Raw genomic sequence first — 13520 nt, 5'->3', positions numbered from 1 at the left:
CTATCGTTGATCCATGGCCAGACCACTCGCGCTGACATCCGGCGAGCCCGCAGGCATCGGACCCGACATCACCCTCGCCGCGTGGCTGCGGCGACAAGAACTCGATCTCCCGCCGTTCTACCTGCTCGGTGACCGGGCTGCATTCGCCGCACGCGCGAAGGCGCTCGGGCTCACGGTCGAGCTTGCCGACGTCAGCGCCGAGGAAGCAGAAGCAGCGTTTCCACGCGCCCTGCCAATCGTTGCGACCGGCAAGCCGGCCACGGCGCGGCCGGGCGTACCCGACGCGACCAGCGCCGGCGCCGCGATGGCCTCGATCCGCCAGGCGGTCGCCGACGTGACGTCCGGCAAAGCCGCCGCAGTCGTCACCAATCCGATCGCCAAGAACGTCCTGTATCGCGCGGGCTTCCTTCATCCCGGCCACACCGAATTCCTCGCCGAGCTCGCCGGCGCCGGCGGCCCCGCACCGCAGCCGGTGATGATGCTGTGGTCGCCGACGCTCGCGGTGGTCCCGGTGACGATCCATGTCTCGGTGCGCGATGCGCTGGCGCAGCTGTCGACCGACCTGATCGTGTCGACGGCGCGCATCGTGGTCTCCGACATGAAGGCGCGGTTCGGCCTCGCGGCGCCGCGCCTCGCGATATCCGGCCTCAATCCGCACGCCGGCGAAGACGGCACGCTCGGCGTGGAGGACGTCGAGATCGTCGCGCCCGCGGTCGAGATCCTGCGCCGTGACGGCATCGCCGCCAGGGGCCCGCTGCCGGCCGATACCCTGTTTCATGCTGCCGCGCGCAAGACCTATGACTGCGCGATCTGCATGTATCACGACCAGGCGCTGATCCCGATCAAGACGGTGGCGTTCGAGGACGCGGTCAACGTCACGCTGGGCCTGCCCTTCATCCGGACCTCGCCGGATCACGGCACCGCGTTCGACATCGCCGGCACCGGCAAGGCCAATCCCTCGAGCCTGATCGCCGCGCTGCGGCTCGCCGCGCGCATGGCGGCAGCGGCGCCGGCCAAAAACGAGTGAGCGCGATCGACGATCTGCCGCCGCTGCGCGAGATCATTCGCGAGCATCAGCTGTCGGCACGCAAATCGCTCGGCCAGAATTTCCTGCTCGACCTCAATCTCACCGCGCGCATCGCCCGCGCTGCCGGGCCGCTCGAGGACGCCACTGTGATCGAGGTCGGCCCCGGCCCCGGCGGATTGACGCGCGCTCTGCTCGCGCTCGGCGCCAGACGCGTGATCGCGGTCGAGCGCGACGAGCGGGCAATCGACGCGCTCGACTACATCGTCAAGCGCTATCCCGGCCGCATCGAGATCGTGCATGGCGACGCGCAAAGTTTTGATCCTCGCCCCTTTCTTGACGGCGGCAAGGCCAAGATCGTCGCCAACCTGCCCTACAACATCGCGACCCAGCTTCTGGTCGACTGGCTGTCGATGGAGCCGTGGCCGCCCTGGTACGACACGATGGTGCTGATGTTCCAGCGCGAGGTCGCCGAGCGCATCGTCGCGCAGGAAGATGAGGAAGCCTATGGCCGGCTCGCGGTGCTGGCCAACTGGCGCGCCGAGACCCGGATCCTGTTCGACATCTCGCCGGCGGCATTCGTGCCGCAGCCGCAGGTCACGTCGTCGGTGGTACGATTGATCCCGCGCGCCGCGCCCGAGCCGTGCGATCGCCGCATGCTCGAGCAGGTCGCGGCCGCCGCCTTCGGCCAGCGCCGCAAGATGCTGCGCCAGAGCCTGAAATCGCTCTCGGTCGATCCGGCGCGGCTTGCCGAAGCTGCCGGCATCGACGCGACGCGCCGTGCCGAAACCGTTCCGGTCGCCGGCTTTGTTGCCATGGCGAGGGAATTGGCCGATATACGGGCCACAAAATAGAAACATCAGGAGAAAACGTAATGGCGCGTATGGTTCGCCAATCCCTCGTCAAGTTCGATGCGCCGCTGTGCGAAACCATCGTCGACACGCCAAAGCCGCAGGGCCGCGAAGTGCTGGTGCGCATCGAGCGCTGCGGCCTGTGCCATTCCGATCTCCACATCCAGGACGGCTACGCTGATCTCGGCGGCGGCAAGAAGCTCGACACCACGCGCGGCATGACGCTGCCCTTCACGCTCGGCCACGAGATCGCCGGCGTCGTCGACGAGGTCGGCCCCGACGCGCCGAAGGATCTGGTCGGCAGCAAGAAGGCGGTCTTCCCCTGGATCGGCTGCGGCCAGTGCCGCGACTGCCTCGCCGGCGACGAGAACCTCTGCGTCAAGCAGCGCTTCCTCGGTGTCTCCATCGACGGCGGCTTCGCCACGCACGTTCTCGTGCCCGATGCGAAATACCTGCTCGACTATGATCCGCTGCCGGTCAACCAGGCCGCGACGTTGATGTGCTCCGGCGTCACCGCCTATGGCGCGCTGAAGCGGCTGGTCGATCGTCCGCGCCAGCGCAACCTGTTGCTGATCGGCCTTGGCGGCGTCGGCATGATGGGCCTGTCGTTCGCGCAGGCGATGTTCAAGCAGAACATCACGGTCGCCGATCTCAGCCCCGCGGCGCGCGAGACCGCACTGAAGAACGGCGCGGCGGCGGCCTACGATCCGGCCGAGCCGGATGTGGTCAAGCGCATGCTGAAGGAAAGCGATGGCGGCTTCGACGGTGTCGTCGACTTCGCCGGCAACGAGAAGTCGATGGCGTTCGCGGTGTCGACGGTGGCGCGCGGCGGCAAGGTGGTGGTGTCCGGCCTGATGGGCGGCCAGTTCACGCTGCCGATGGTGCAGTGGGTCTACAAGCGCATGACCATCGAGGGATTCATGGTCGGCACGCTGGCCGAGGGCAAGGAATTGATGGCGCTCGCCCGCGCCGGGAAGATCAAGCCGACGCCGATGAAGGAAGAGCCGATGGCCGACGTCCAGAAATGGATCGAGGAGCTACGCGCCGGCAAGGTCGTGGGCCGCATCGTCCTGAAGAACTAGCCGCACTGCGGCGCCGCTGTGTGCGGAATGTGTGACGCGACCAAGGCGCAATTGGTCGCGTCCTGAAGCCTGATGGCTGCTTTTGTCCTCCCGAACTCGCTGGTAATCTGCCCGCGAGGCTGAGGGTATCGGGGCAATGCACGGAGCTGCGCACGGCAGGAGCTTCGCGGCAGTGGCGCTGCTGGCGCTGCTGTGGGTTGCGTTGATTGATGCGGCGCATGCCGCCGCCGAAAAGCGCGTTGCGCTGGTGATCGGCAACTCCGCCTATCAGCACGTCACCCGGCTCGACAATCCCCGCAACGATGCCACGCTGATGGCCGAGACGCTCGCAAGCCTCGGCTTCACCCTGATCGGCGGCCGCGCCCAGCTCGACCTCGACAAGCCGGCTATGGACATCGCGGTGCAGAGTTTCGGCCGGCAGGTCCAGGGCGCCGACGTCGCGCTGTTCTATTATGCCGGCCACGGCGTGCAGGTGTCCGGCGCCAACTATCTCGTGCCGGTCAGCGCCAACGCCACCCGCGAGGCCGACGTCGATTTCCAGATGCTCGACGTCAACCTGGTGCTCAGGCAGATGCAGGGCTCCGGCACGCGGCTCAACATGGTGATCCTCGATGCCTGCCGGAACAACCCGTTCGGCGGACGCGGATTGCGCGCCGCCGACGGCGGCCTTGCGCAGATGCGCGCGCCCGAGGGCACGCTGATCTCCTACGCCACGCAGCCCGGCAATGTCGCGCAGGACGGCAGCGACGGCCACAGCCCCTACACCAAGGCGTTGGCGGCAACCATCCGGCAGCCCGGCCTCGACATCTTCCAGACCTTCAATCAGGTCGGGCTTGCGGTGAAGCGCGTGACCGCCGGCTCGCAGCAGCCCTGGGTGTCCTCCTCGCCGATCGACGGCACGTTCTATTTCGTGCCGCCCGCAGCCGCCGCGCCTGCGCCGCAGGTCGCCGTCGCGCCGTCGCCCGAACCGCAGCTGCCGAGCACGCTGCGACCGGATCCCGACCGCGTCCCGATCACGGACGTCGCGCTGCTGCGCGAATTGAGCGACCGGCTCTATGAGCACAATTTCGACCCCGAGCCGCTCGACGGCAAGAACGGCATGCGCGCGGCAATCAGCAAATTCCAGGAAAAGCTCAGCATGACCCCGACCGGCGAGGCGACCGAGGGCGTGCTGACGCGGCTGCGCAAGATGGAGGACCTGAAGCCCTGGGGCTCGATCGTCTACGGCCCCGAGATCAACAAATGGGGCATCTCGTGGAAACATGCGTCGCGGCGCGCCGCCGTCGACGATGCGCGCAACAATTGCGGCGGCGCCAAATGCACGATCGAGCTCTCGTTCTACGGCTCGCGCTGCGGCGCGTTCGCGATCTCAGGCAAATCCTGGTCGCTGGTCCAGCGCGACACGCTCGACCGCGCGAAGAACGCTGCGCTTGACGAGTGCGGCAAGTCCGGGAAATCCTGTCGCATTATCGACGCCGTCTGCGCCGACGGCGCCGGAAAATGAAATTTTCAGATCATGACATTGGACACAGTCGACAATGCACAACACGTTTCAAGACGGATTTCGAACCGCCCTGTTTTTCGCTTTGCTGCTTTCCACCCTCGGCTCGACGGCGGTCCTCGCGCAATCCGGCAGCAGCGGCGGCAGTATCGGCAATGACGAGAAATCGCTGTCCGGCTCGCGCGACACGCCGCGCGCGGTCGAATCCAGCCGCACAGCGCGGCGCAGCAAGCCGGCAGCCGAAGAGCCTCGCCGCACAGCGCGCAAGAGCGGCGGAGGTGGCGGCGGCGGCGGTGGCGGTGTCGACGGCGCCTGGGTCGTGACCTCGGTCGGTTGCGGCGGCACCGGCTCCGGCGCGATCGTGATCACGAGCGGCAGGATCATCGGCGAAGGCCTCACCGGATCGGTCAGCGCCGGCGGCGCCGCGCGCTCGGTTTACCAGTCCAACGGCTTGACCTCGATCGGCTCGGGCCGCCTGTCCGGCCGCAGCGGCGCGGGAACGTTCCGCCGCTCCGACGGCTGCGGCGGAACGTGGACAGCTATCAAGCAATAACGTCGCGGCGCTATCGATGCCCGCGGCCGACGGCTCCGGACATTGAGATCAAGACGTGGACACGCCGACTATGCAAACGATGTCTCAGACCAACGTCCGAACAATCCTGTTGTCTGCCCTGCTCCTCGCCGCCGGTTCGGCGACCGCGCTGGCGCAATCCGGCAGCAGCGGCGGCAGTATCGGCAATGATGAAAAGTCGCTGTCCGGCAGTCGTGAAGCACCACGCACCGTCGCGCCGGCAAAGCCGGCACGAAGCAAGAGTTCGGAGACGCCGCGGCGCGCAGCGAAGAAATCCAGCGGCGGCGGTGGCGGTGCCGGCAATTTCGATGGCGCGTGGGTGGTTGTCGCCGAAGGGTCGCCCTGCGGCTCCAGCACCGAACGGCTGGTGATTTCAGGCGGCAGCATCTCTGGAGAGCTGAGTTCCGGGCGTGTCAGTCCGAACGGGTCCACGACGGGAAGTGGATCCGCCGGAGGCTTGAGCTGGACAAGCTCTGGCCGCTTCTCGGGCAGCAGCGGCTCCGGCTCGTTCGTGCGATCCGACGGATGCAAGGGCCGCTGGACCGCGTCAAAGCGGTAAATCTCTCCCTCACGACCGCACGATTTTGGCCGCCGGCGCGCCCCAATTCGCGAGCGCCCCGAGCCCTAATTAAGCCCTACCCGCTCCGGAATTGCGGCGCATTGCGACCCAACTCTTTACCGAGATTGGGGTCACCAGCGTTTGAGTTAAAAAAATACCGGGGACGCGTATGTCAAATCTTTCAGCAAAATTTGCTTCGGCGCTCGTCGCCAGCATTCTGGCGGGGGCCAGTTGCAGCGCCGTGGCCCAGAATGCCGCCACGACCGCACAGACCAAGCCCGCAGAGACCAAGACCGCCGACAATTGCCAGTCGGCGCCGAAGGGGGCCGCACCGGCCGGAAGCCACTGGTTCTACCATCTGGATCGCGCGAAAAAGACCAAGTGCTGGTATCTCGGTGAGGCGAAGAACAAGGCCGCCAAGACCGCGACCGCCCAGCAGCAGCAAGCTGCGGCTACGCCCGACGCGCCGGTTGCAGACGCTGCGCCGCCGCAGGCCAAGGTCCAGGCCCCTGCTCAGGCTCAGGCTCAGGCTCAGCCACAGCAGCCATTGCCGCAGCAATCGCCCCCGATGAGCAAGGCGGTCGCCGATGCGCATGCCGAGTGGCCCTCGCCGCAGGCCACCACCACGCCGCCTGCGACCGCCGATGCCGATCAGACCGGCAGCACCGCAGCCGCCACCAGCGCACCGCAAGCGCCGGCCGGCGCTGACGGGTCCGCGCGGTGGCTTGATTCCACCAGCATGGCCAGGGCGAATGGAACGCGGTACGCCGCCCCCCAGCCGTCGCCCGCCGTGCAAGCCGACGCACAGCCGCAAGAGGCGGCCCCCGCTGCACCGGCCCCGGCCGCTGCGGTCGAAGCGCCTGCCGAGAAGCCGTCGGCATCCACGCAGATGCTGCTGGTCGTGATGATCGGCGCGCTGGCGCTGGCAGGCCTGGTCAGCGCCCTCGTGGTGAAGCTGACGCGCAGGCGCACGCCCGCCTATGACGTTCGCGAGGCGCAACGTGCACCGTGGGATTCGATCCAGATCGAGCGTGCGCCGCCGCCGGCACAGGTCAGCCGCGAACGTCCGATCCGGCTGTCCGAGCTGCCGCCGCGCCGTGCCCAGCCGCCGGTCCCGCGCGGCGCAAGCGCCGCCCGCGACCTCGACCAGACCGCGGAGGATAGCCGGCAGATCGCGGCCATGCTGCAGCGGCTGGCGCGCAGCGCGGCCAACTGAGGACGGGTTATTTCTCGAGCTGGCGCTGCAGGCCGCGGACGAATTCCGTGAGACCTGTACGCCGCTCGCGCTTGAGCCGCTCGGCCTTCAGGATCGACTGCACCTCGGCGAAGGCGTCGTCGACGTTCTGGTTGACGACGATGTAGTCGTATTCCGCCCAATGGCTCAGCTCATGGGTGGCGCGGTTCATCCGCCCGCGGATCACCTCTTCGGAGTCCTGCGCGCGGGTATGCAGCCGCTTCTCGAGATCGGCCGCTGACGGCGGCAGGATGAAGACGCTGACCACATCGGCGCGCGCCTTCTCGCGCAGCTGCTGGGTGCCTTGCCAGTCGATATCGAACAGCACGTCCTGCCCGGCGCCGAGCGCAGTCTCGACCGGCGCCCGCGGTGTGCCGTAGCGGTTGTCGAACACGGTGGCCCATTCCAAGAGATCGCCCTGCTTGGCCATCGCCTCGAACTTCGCCTTGTCGACGAAGAAGTAGTCCCGGCCCTCGACCTCGCCCGGCCGCTTCGCGCGCGTCGTCGCCGACACCGACATCTTCAACCCCGGCATGCGGTCGATCAGCATGCGCGATAGCGTCGTCTTGCCGGCGCCCGACGGCGACGACAGGACGAACATCAGTCCGCGCCGCTCCACGCCGTCAAACCCCTGCGCCGTCATCGCTCACTCCAGATTCTGGACCTGTTCGCGGAATTGCTCGACCACGTTCTTCATCTCGAGCCCGGTATTGGTCAATTCGACATCGTTGGATTTCGAACAGCAGGTGTTGACCTCGCGGTTGAACTCCTGGGCCAGGAAGTCGAGCCGCCGTCCGACGGGCCCGCCCTTGCCGATCATCTCGCGCACCTGGCCGATGTGCGAGGCGATGCGGTCGAGCTCCTCGCGGATATCGGCCTTGGTGGCGATCAGCAGCGCCTCCTGGCTGAGCCGGTCGGCATCGAAGCGATCGGATGCTTCCAGCAGCGTTGCGATCTGCTCGGCAAGCCGGGCCTTGATCGCCTCGGGCTTGCGGCCCGGGGCCGCCTCGGCGCGGCCGGCGAGCCGTTCGATCTCGTCCATCCGCTGCATCAGGATCTGGCCGAGCGCATCGCCCTCGCGGCGGCGCATCTCGACGAGGCTGTCGAGCGCCTGCTCGAAGGCCGTCGTCGCCGCGGCGCGCGCCGCCTTCTCCTCGTCCTCATTGCTCTCGGGCTCGACCATCTCGATCACGCCCTTGATGCCGAGCAGCCCGTCGATGCTCGGCGCCACCGCATCGATCCGCTGCGTCAGCATGCCGGCGACCTTCAGGACGGCGTCCAGCACGTCCTCGTTGATTCGCACTGTCTGCGCCGCGTCGGTGCGCTTGACGCTGAGATTGGCGTAGACCGTGCCGCGCGACAGCAGTTCGCCGGCGCGCTTCTTGGCGAAGGCTTCCAGCTCATCCCAGCCGGACGGCAGCCGCAGCCGCAGGTCATAGCCCTTGGCGTTGACCGATTTCAGTTCCCACTCGAACGTGTAGGGCCCGCTTGCGCCATGGCTTCGGGCAAAGCCGGTCATGCTCGATAGCGCCATCGCGTGAAACTCTCCAACTGGGGTATGAGACGATCTCGAGCCTTTCGAGACTCGCCGAGGTCGCCATCGACCTTAAAACGGATTCCGTGAAAGTGGAATTACGTCCACCTTCGCCAGCACGCCACCTGCCGCGACGCTACCGCTGCACGACCGGAGGCGAGTTGGTCTGCTGGGCCGCGCCCTGGCGTCCGCCGCGCGGCGGCTTCTTTTGGTTGGTCGGCTTCGGCGGCGTCGCCGCGGTCGGATTGGTGTCGGCCGAGCCGGGTGCGGCAGCCGCAGGCGCCGGATCATCCGCAGGCTCGACGGTGTCGTTCTGGATCTGCTTTTCCATCGTGCGCAGCTTCGCCACGTTCTTGGCGTGCTGGTCGTAGGTTTCGGTGAAGCTGTGGCCACCGGTTCCGTCAGCGACGAAGAACAGGTCGCGCGTGCGCGCCGGATTGGCGGTCGCCTCCAGCGAGGCGCGGCCGGGATTGGCGATCGGCCCGGGCGGCAGGCCGTCGATCACATAGGTGTTGTAGGGCGAGGGCTGCGTGATCTCGCTGCGCTTGATCGGGCGTCCCAGCGTGCCCTTGCCGCCGACCAGGCCGTAGATGATGGTCGGATCGGATTGCAGCTTCATCCGCTGCCGAATGCGGTTGACGAACACCGCGGCGACGCGGCTGCGCTCGTCGGCGCGGCCGGTTTCCTTCTCGACGATCGATGCCAGCGTCACAAGCTGGTCCGGCGATTTCAGCGGCGTATCGGCGTTGCGCCGTTCCCAGATCTCGGCGAGCACGCGCTTCTGCGCCTGCTGCATACGCTGGATCACCTGGTCGCGCGGGGTGCCGCGCGGAAACTTGTAGGTCTCCGGCAGCAGCGTTCCCTCGCGCGGGATCTCGCGCACCGAGCCGGAGAAGATGTCGTTGTCGGAGAGGCGCGTGACGATCTGTTCCGAGGTCAGGCCTTCCGGAATGGTGACGGCGTGCTGCACCACCTTGCCTTCGACAATGGTGGCGATGACGTCGCGCAGGCTGGCGCTCTTCTGGAACGAATATTCACCGGGCTTGAGATCGGAACTGGCCTTCAGCGCGAACACGCTGCCGATGAAGACCCAGGGATTGACGTTGATCACGCCCTCGCGCGACAGCACGTCGGCGATGTCGCGCTTGCCGGCGCGCGCCGGGATGTTGACGATCTTGTCTTCCTGCAACGGCCCCGGCGCTTCCAGCGTCTGCTTGCCGTAGTAATACGCCGCTCCCGCGCCGATCATCAGGATGATCAGCAGCGTGAAGATGGCGTTGCCGACGATCACGAAGGGATTGCGGGCACGGTCCGAACGTTTCGGCGGCGGCGGAACCTGTTCGGGCTCCAGCGCGGCACGCGGGCTCCTCGGTGAAATGGGCGGCCTCTCACTCATCGATGCAAACCAATCCTGCCGGTTTCAATCGTGGCCGGACAAACCCCTGCCCTGCCAATAGCATACGCCCGCTCTTAGGAGTCACCGCGGAATACGGCAAAACGGTGGACTAGTTCTAAAGACCTACTAATCGGCTACGCGCTGCACGATCACGGAGGCGTTGGTGCCGCCGAAACCGAAGGAATTGGATAGCGCCACATTGACGTCACGCTTGCGCGACGTGTGCGGCACAAGATCAATCGCCGTCTCGACCGACGGGTTATCGAGATTGATGGTCGGCGGCACGACGTTATCGCGAATCGCCAGGATCGCGAAGATCGCCTCGATCGCACCGGCCGCGCCGAGCAGATGTCCGGTCGCCGACTTGGTCGACGACATCGAGACCTCCGAGGCCGCGTTGCCGAGCAGGCGTTCGACCGCGCCGAGTTCGATCTCGTCGCCGACCTGCGTCGAGGTGCCGTGCGCGTTGATGTAGTCGAGATCGGATGCAGTCAGGCCGGCGCGCTTGAGCGCCATGGTCATACTGCGGAAGCCGCCATTGCCGTCGGGCGGCGGCGAGGTGATGTGATAGGCATCGCCCGACAGGCCGTAGCCGGTGACCTCGGCATAGATCTTCGCGCCGCGCCGCTTGGCGTGCTCGTATTCCTCGAGCACCACGATGCCGGCGCCCTCGCCCATGACGAAGCCGTCGCGATCCTTGTCGTAGGGACGCGAGGCCTTTTGCGGCGCGTCGTTGAAGCCGGTGGATAGCGCGCGCGCCGCGCAGAAGCCGGCAATGCCGATGCGCGAGATCGGCGATTCGGCGCCGCCCGCCACCATCACCTCGGCATCGCCGAGCGCGATCAGCCGCGCGGCGTCGCCGAGCGCGTGCGCGCCGGTCGAGCAGGCCGTGACGACGGAATGATTGGGCCCCTTGAGGCCGTGCTCGATCGAGACATAGCCGGACGCCAGGTTGATCAGGCGGCCCGGGATGAAGAACGGCGAGACCCGGCGCGGTCCGCGCTCCTTCAGCAGGATCGCAGTCTCGGCGATGCCGGTGAGGCCGCCGATGCCGGAGCCGATCAGCGTGCCGGTCGCGAACTGATCCTCGTCGGATTTCGGATGCCAGTTGGCATCGTCGAGTGCCTGCCTGGCCGCGCACATCGCGAAGACGATGAACTCGTCAACCTTGCGCTGGTCCTTCGGCTCCATCCACTGATCGGGATTGTAGGTGCCGTTGCTGCCGTCGCCGCGCGGGATGAAGCAGGCGACCTGGCTCGGCAGATCGGAGACATCGAACGTATCGATCTTCTTGCCGCCGCTCTCGCCGGCAAGGATGCGCGCCCAGGTTGCGTCGACCCCGCAGCCGAGTGGCGTCACCATGCCCAGCCCCGTGACGACAACCCGTCTCATGTGAAAGTCTCCGGCCCGCAAAGGGCGGGCAATAATAAGAAACCGGGGGACCGTTCGATCACAGTCCGTCCGGCTCCATTGTAATCCGCGCGAATGGCGTCAGCTCTTCGCGTTCTTCTCAAGAAACTTGGTCGCGTCGCCGACGGTCAAAATCGTCTCCGCCGCGTCGTCCGGAATCTCGCAACCGAACTCTTCTTCGAAAGCCATCACGAGCTCGACGGTGTCGAGGCTGTCGGCGCCGAGGTCATCGATGAAGCTCGCGCTATCGACCACCTTCTCGGGCTCGACACCGAGGTGTTCGACCACAATCTTCTTAACCCGCTCGCCAATCTCACTCATCGTTCAACCTCGTTGTTCCATTGGACCCGACCCCAAGACGATACGAGCCATCGTGGTCGTCTCGATTACTCAGTCGCGCATAGTCTTGATTCGGCCCGGTCGTAGCCGATAAGCCCCGGCGAACGGCAGGCGTCGCCACGCCAATATACAGGGTTTCAAAATCCTGCAATGGCGTTCTTTGCCCATCCGTGAGGGGTTCAGCTATCATACTTCCCAAGCCTTGACTACACGCCTGAACCGGCTCCCGAAAACGGCTTTTCGCCGCATTGCGAGAGCCGCTCCGCCGCTCAAATCATGGCCATTCCACCGTTGACGTGAATAGTCTGTCCGGTGACGTAGCCGCCCTCATTGGAGGCCAGATAGACCGCCGCCGCGGCGATGTCCTCGGGTGTTCCGAGCCGCGCCGCAGGAACCTTCGCCAGGATGGTCTCGCGCTGCTTGTCATTGAGCGCATCCGTCATCGGCGTCTTGATGAAGCCCGGCGCGATGCAATTGGCGGTCACGCCGCGCTTGGCGTATTCGGCGCCCAGCGTCTTGATCAGCCCGATGATGCCGGCCTTCGATGCGGTGTAGTTGCCCTGCCCCGGATTGCCGGTGACACCGACGATCGAGGTGATCGCGATGATGCGGCCGAAGCGCTTGCGCATCATCAGCTTGGTCGCGGCGCGCGCGAGGCGGAAGGTCGCGGTCAGGTTGACGGCGATGACGTCGTCCCAATCCTCGTCGCGCAGCTGCACGAACAGGTTGTCGCGGGTGATGCCGGCATTGGCGACGAGGATGTCGACCTGCCCCATCGCCGCTTCCGCGGCCGGCACCAGCGCCTCGACATCGTCCTTGCTGGAGAGATTGCAGGGCAGCACGTGGACGCGCTCGCCGAGCTTGGCAGCAAAGCCATCCAGCACCTCGCGCCGCGTGCCCGAGATCGCAACCGTCGCGCCCTGCGCATGCAGCGCCTGCGCGATCGCGCCGCCGATGCCTCCGGTCGCGCCCGTGACGAGCGCCGTCCTGCCAGTCAGATCAAACATCGAAGTCTCCTCTCGGCTGCTTACGCCGAAGCAGCCAGTGCATCCTTGGCCGCAGCAATATCGTTCGGACCGCCGACGGACACGCCGACCGCACCGTCCGCGATGCGCTTGACGAGGCCGCTCAGCACCTTGCCGGCGCCGATCTCGAAGAACCGCGTCACGCCCTGCCCTGCCATATAGGCAACCGACTCGCGCCAGCGAACGGTGCCGGTGACCTGCTCGACCAGGCGGCGGCGAATCTCGTCGGGATCCGATATCGCGGACGCCAGCACGTTGGCGACCAGCGGCGCCGCGGGCGCCTTGATCGTCACACCGGCCAGCGCCTCTGCCATCGCATCGGCCGCCGGCTGCATCAGCTTGCAGTGGAACGGTGCCGACACCGGCAGCAGCATCGCGCGCTTTGCGCCCTTGGTCTTGGCGATCTCGACGGCGCGGTCGACCGCGGCCTTGTCGCCGGAGACCACCACCTGCCCGCCGCCATTGTCGTTGGCGGCCTGGCAGACCTCGCCCTGTGCGGCCTCGCTGGCGACCGCCACGGCGGCCTCGTAGTCGAGGCCGAGCAGCGCCGCCATCGCGCCGGCGCCGACCGGCACCGCCTTCTGCATGGCACGGCCGCGGGTGCGCAGCAGCCGCGCCGCGTCGCTGATGCTGAGGCTGCCGGCCGCGGCCAGCGCCGAATACTCGCCTAGCGAGTGGCCGGCGACGAAGGCCGCGTCACGGCCGACCGAGAACCCGGCTTCGGTTTCCAGCACGCGCATGGTCGCGATCGAGACCGCCATCAGTGCCGGCTGGGCATTCTCGGTGAGTTGCAGCGTCTCGCCCGGGCCATCCCAGATGGTCGCGGTCAGCTTCTCGCCGAGCGCCGCGTCGACCTCGTCGAACACCGCCTTGGCCGCCGGAAAGGCCTCGGCCAAGGCTTTGCCCATGCCGACCGCCTGCGAGCCCTGCCCGGGAAACGTAAATGCTGCCGTCATCAGCGGCTCCCTATCGTGTTGAGCGTAACCTCCGCGCC

The 13520-nt window shown here is 66.9% G+C and carries 14 protein-coding genes; 7 read left to right on the top strand and 7 right to left on the bottom strand.

The features are described 5' to 3' along the window. The first annotated feature begins 13 nt into the window (after positions 1 to 13). From pdxA to JQ633_RS11165, 7 genes are all read left to right on the top strand, one after another. Positions 14 to 1027, top strand: a complete 1014-nt coding sequence (gene pdxA / locus JQ633_RS11195) for a 4-hydroxythreonine-4-phosphate dehydrogenase PdxA (protein WP_211985079.1) — start codon at positions 14 to 16, stop codon at positions 1025 to 1027. After that, positions 1024 to 1878, top strand: coding sequence for a 16S rRNA (adenine(1518)-N(6)/adenine(1519)-N(6))-dimethyltransferase RsmA (gene rsmA, locus JQ633_RS11190; RefSeq protein WP_211985078.1), 855 nt, complete (start codon positions 1024 to 1026; stop codon positions 1876 to 1878). The genes pdxA and rsmA overlap by 4 nt, the downstream gene beginning before the upstream one ends. A 20-nt stretch (positions 1879 to 1898) precedes the next feature. After that, positions 1899 to 2957 carry an alcohol dehydrogenase gene (locus JQ633_RS11185; RefSeq protein ID WP_211985077.1) on the top strand — a complete coding sequence of 353 codons (1059 nt, stop codon included), beginning with the start codon at positions 1899 to 1901 and terminating at the stop codon, positions 2955 to 2957. Between the two features lie 136 nt (positions 2958 to 3093). Further along, complete coding sequence (locus JQ633_RS11180) at positions 3094 to 4461, top strand: caspase family protein (protein ID WP_211985076.1); 1368 nt, start codon at positions 3094 to 3096, stop codon at positions 4459 to 4461. Between the two features lie 34 nt (positions 4462 to 4495). Next, positions 4496 to 5011, top strand: a complete 516-nt coding sequence (locus JQ633_RS11175) for a hypothetical protein (RefSeq protein WP_211985075.1) — start codon at positions 4496 to 4498, stop codon at positions 5009 to 5011. Positions 5012 to 5066: 55 nt separating this feature from the next. Beyond that, a complete protein-coding gene (locus JQ633_RS11170) occupies positions 5067 to 5588 on the top strand; it encodes a hypothetical protein (protein ID WP_349631550.1) in 522 nt (173 codons plus the stop codon). 169 nt (positions 5589 to 5757) lie between these two features. Beyond that, on the top strand, positions 5758 to 6804 hold the full coding sequence (locus JQ633_RS11165; RefSeq protein ID WP_211985074.1) for a hypothetical protein: 1047 nt from the start codon (positions 5758 to 5760) through the stop codon (positions 6802 to 6804). 7 nt (positions 6805 to 6811) lie between these two features. Here JQ633_RS11165 and gmk read toward each other — a convergent pair whose 3' ends face one another. The 7 genes from gmk to fabD form a co-directional block, all read right to left on the bottom strand. Further along, positions 6812 to 7465 carry a guanylate kinase gene (gmk, locus tag JQ633_RS11160; protein WP_211985073.1) on the bottom strand — a complete coding sequence of 218 codons (654 nt, stop codon included), beginning with the start codon at positions 7463 to 7465 and terminating at the stop codon, positions 6812 to 6814. Positions 7466 to 7468: 3 nt separating this feature from the next. Continuing rightward, positions 7469 to 8356 carry a YicC/YloC family endoribonuclease gene (locus JQ633_RS11155; RefSeq protein ID WP_211985072.1) on the bottom strand — a complete coding sequence of 296 codons (888 nt, stop codon included), beginning with the start codon at positions 8354 to 8356 and terminating at the stop codon, positions 7469 to 7471. A gap of 136 nt (positions 8357 to 8492) precedes the next feature. Next, on the bottom strand, positions 8493 to 9752 hold the full coding sequence (gene mltG / locus JQ633_RS11150) for an endolytic transglycosylase MltG (protein ID WP_211985071.1): 1260 nt from the start codon (positions 9750 to 9752) through the stop codon (positions 8493 to 8495). A gap of 126 nt (positions 9753 to 9878) precedes the next feature. After that, positions 9879 to 11144: a beta-ketoacyl-ACP synthase II gene (gene fabF, locus JQ633_RS11145; RefSeq protein WP_211985070.1), complete on the bottom strand. Its 1266-nt coding sequence runs from the start codon at positions 11142 to 11144 to the stop codon at positions 9879 to 9881. A 99-nt stretch (positions 11145 to 11243) separates the two neighbouring features. After that, positions 11244 to 11483, bottom strand: a complete 240-nt coding sequence (locus JQ633_RS11140; RefSeq protein WP_002716125.1) for an acyl carrier protein — start codon at positions 11481 to 11483, stop codon at positions 11244 to 11246. Between the two features lie 287 nt (positions 11484 to 11770). Beyond that, positions 11771 to 12508: a 3-oxoacyl-[acyl-carrier-protein] reductase gene (gene fabG / locus JQ633_RS11135; protein WP_211985069.1), complete on the bottom strand. Its 738-nt coding sequence runs from the start codon at positions 12506 to 12508 to the stop codon at positions 11771 to 11773. Positions 12509 to 12528: 20 nt separating this feature from the next. Further along, a complete protein-coding gene (gene fabD / locus JQ633_RS11130) occupies positions 12529 to 13482 on the bottom strand; it encodes an ACP S-malonyltransferase (RefSeq protein WP_211985068.1) in 954 nt (317 codons plus the stop codon). Positions 13483 to 13520: the final 38 nt, after the last annotated feature.

This window comes from Bradyrhizobium tropiciagri (genome assembly GCF_018130505.1).
Taxonomy (GTDB): domain Bacteria; phylum Pseudomonadota; class Alphaproteobacteria; order Rhizobiales; family Xanthobacteraceae; genus Bradyrhizobium; species Bradyrhizobium tropiciagri_B.
Note: the sequence above shows the minus strand (reverse complement) of the source record. Positions and strands in the feature narration are given on the sequence as shown.